This window comes from Prosthecobacter sp. (genome assembly GCF_044373815.1).
Classification (GTDB): Bacteria; Verrucomicrobiota; Verrucomicrobiia; order Verrucomicrobiales; family Verrucomicrobiaceae; genus Prosthecobacter.
The window spans coordinates 1-2,837 of sequence record NZ_JBIPNG010000668.1 but is presented as its reverse complement, the minus strand read 5'-3'; the positions used below and the strand labels follow the sequence as shown (position 1 = coordinate 2,837).

Genomic DNA, 2,837 nt, shown 5'->3' with positions numbered 1-2,837 from the left:
GCCATCTACACCGTGCGCCAGCTCAAGAGCGAGGGCAAAGGCATGCTGGGCGCTGCGGCCAAGGCGGAGATCGAGGAACGCGCCCAGGAACTCGCGCGCTACATCACCTTTACCGACGAAGCCAAGGTCCCCGCCAAAGGCATCGTCGGAGATCCCGCCTACGTGCAGGATTTCCTGCGCGACCGCAAAGTGTCGAAGACCGGCCTGTCGCTCAAGGATCTCGATCTGAAGACGCGCATGTTCAAACACCGCTGCAGCTACATGCTTTACACAGACACCTGGAAAGCCGCGCCCAAGGAACTCAAGGAGCGCGTCTACTACCACATGGCCCTCTACCTGCGCGAGCAGCCCGATGCCCAGCACGCCCACCTCCCACCTGCCGAACGCGTGGCGATCCGCAGCATCCTCAAGGACACGATGACGGATCTGCCGAGTTGGTGGCGGTGAAAAGTACGATGGGCACTCCTGCCCGTCGATCAGCGCTCCCGCACACACAAATCAGCCTCAGTGCGCCCCACCACAGCCATCGTCCATCACTGCAGGTATGCATCCGCTCCCATCAGCGCGTGAAGACATCGTCTGGCTTTTCTGCTGCTGCTGCAGGATCACTCGTCAGTCGGGGGGATCATCACACGCTGATCGACGGGCAGGAGTGCCCATCGTACTTACCCGCAACCAAACGCTGGAGGCAGCAAGTGCAGGCAGGCGTGCCCGCATCACCTCATCTGCTCAGCTCCAGCATCCGCAAAATCGGCTTCTCCGCACGCTGGCGCAGGTCTTCCGGCATCTCCACCTGTGGCGAGAGATCGCGCAGGCAGTCGTGCAGCTTTTGCAGCGTGTTCAGCTTCATGTAGCGGCAGTCGGCGCAGGCGCAGTGACCCGTGGGGCCGGGGATGAATTTCTTGCCCGGCACTTCGCGCTCCAGGCGGTGCAGCATGCCGCTTTCGGTCACGATGATGAAAGCACTCGCGGGGCTGTTGCGGCAGTAACCCACCATCTTCTCCGTGCTGCACACTTCATCCGCCAGAATGCGGACGGCGTAGGTGCATTCAGGGTGAGCCACGACCTTGGCATCCGGGTATTCGTCTTTGATCTGCTGGATGCTGTCGCGGGTGAACTCCACATGCACGTAGCAGGCGCCCTTCCAAAGGTCCATCTTGCGGCCCGTGCGCTCCATGACCCATGAGCCGAGATTCTGATCCGGCACAAAGAGGATCGGGCGATCTTTCGGTGCAGCCTCGACGATCTTGTCAGCGTTGCCGCTGGTGCAGATGCAGTCGCTCAGCGCCTTCACATGGCCGCTGCAGTTGATGTAGGCGATCACGTAGTAATTCTTGGCGGCGTTCGCTTTCAGGAAGGCCTCAAGTTGCGGTCCAGGGCAGCTCTGCTCCAGCGAGCAGCCGGCATTGGCATCTGGCAGCACCACGATCTTGCCGGGGTTCACGATCTTGGCCGTTTCCGCCATGAAATGCACGCCGCAGAAGACGATCACGTCTGCTTCGGTCTCCTTGGCCTTGTAAGCCAGACCGAGGGAATCCCCCACAAAGTCGGCGATCTCCTGGATGGCCTTGTCCTGGTAATTGTGCGCCAGGATCACGGCATTGCGTTCTTTTTTGAGGCGGAGAATTTCTTCGGTAAGGCTGGGGGCAGTGGTGGCGACCATGGAAATGAGATGAAGAAGAGCGTAAAACGGAGTGGAAAGTAAGCAAGAGGGAGGTCTATCGGATACGACCTAGGTTCCAGAACTGCCGCACTGCATTGTTCCGCTTCTGTCAAGACTGACAGCACATCGCATTGATTCGCTGCGCTCACCCTAAAGGCTCCCTTTGGTCGTCTGTCTCGATTCTCTCGGCTCGACATTCCGCCTTCATCATTCCACAGTTCCCCGTGACCCAAAAACAGCCGCACCCCCTTCTCGATCTCGCACTCACCGTCATTCTGCCGTCCATCGCTTTGGAAAAACTCAGCGCGCCGGACCGGCTGGGGCCGCTGTGGGCGCTGATCGTGGCGCTGCTCCTGCCGCTGGGCTTTGGCATCTGGTGCTTCATGCAGAAACGCGGGCTGAACTTCTTCTCCGTGCTCGGCCTGATCGCCGTCATCATCACCGGAGTGCTCGGATTGTGGAATCTGAACGCCGTGTGGTTTGCCGCCAAGGAGGCCATGTTCCCCATCTTCCTCGGCATCGCCTTCCCGCTGAGCCATCGCTGGGGCAAGCCGCTGATCAACGAGATGCTGCTCAACCCGCAGGTCATCAACCAGCACGCCCTGCACCAGGCGCTCGACACTCCGGAGAAGCACCACAGCTTCGCGCAACTGCTCAAAAAAGCCTCCTGGGGCATGGCGGGCACGATGGTGCTCTCGTCCATCTCCAATTTTGCCCTCGCCATCTACCTGCTGGGAGACAAAGCCCCCGGCAGCGAGGAGTACACCAAGGCCATCGGCCGCCTGAACTGGAGCGGCTTCCTCGTCATCGGCATCCCCCTCATGGGCGTGACCTTCGGCCTGCTGCTCTGGCTGCTGCGTTCCATCACCCGACTCACCGGTTTGGAGCGGGACGATTTGATGAATCAGGGCACCACGGTGCGCAAGCAGGTGAACAATGGCTGATTTCCTGTCTAAAAACCGTTTGCCCAATCCTCCGAGGCCGTTTATAGACTTCGCCCCCGGACTCGCGCGATTAGCTCAGTGGTAGAGCATTACCTTGACATGGTAGGGGTCACAGGTTCGAACCCTGTATCGCGCACCATCTTCGATTGAAGATTTAAGTCCAAAATCCCTCGGCCTCCCGTGCTGATAACTTCACGCCGCAGAGCGCGAGGTTCGAACGCCAGCGGGCT

2 protein-coding genes, 1 tRNA gene and 1 pseudogene are annotated in these 2,837 nt (G+C 59.9%); 3 read left to right on the top strand and 1 reads right to left on the bottom strand.

What is annotated here, in order from left to right:
* Positions 1-447, top strand: a pseudogene (locus ACIREA_RS30015) (hypothetical protein); the annotation flags it as partial.
* 274 nt (positions 448-721) lie between these two features.
* Here ACIREA_RS30015 and nadA read toward each other — a convergent pair.
* Positions 722-1,663, bottom strand: coding sequence for a quinolinate synthase NadA (gene nadA, locus ACIREA_RS30010; RefSeq protein ID WP_397385995.1), 942 nt, complete (start codon positions 1,661-1,663; stop codon positions 722-724).
* A 224-nt stretch (positions 1,664-1,887) separates the two neighbouring features.
* On the opposite strand from nadA, the gene ACIREA_RS30005 reads away from it, so the two are divergent.
* Positions 1,888-2,607, top strand: a complete 720-nt coding sequence (locus tag ACIREA_RS30005) for a VC0807 family protein (RefSeq protein ID WP_397385994.1) — start codon at positions 1,888-1,890, stop codon at positions 2,605-2,607.
* Positions 2,608-2,671: 64 nt separating this feature from the next.
* Positions 2,672-2,746: transfer RNA gene (locus ACIREA_RS30000), tRNA-Val, on the top strand.
* Positions 2,747-2,837 lie beyond the last annotated feature (91 nt).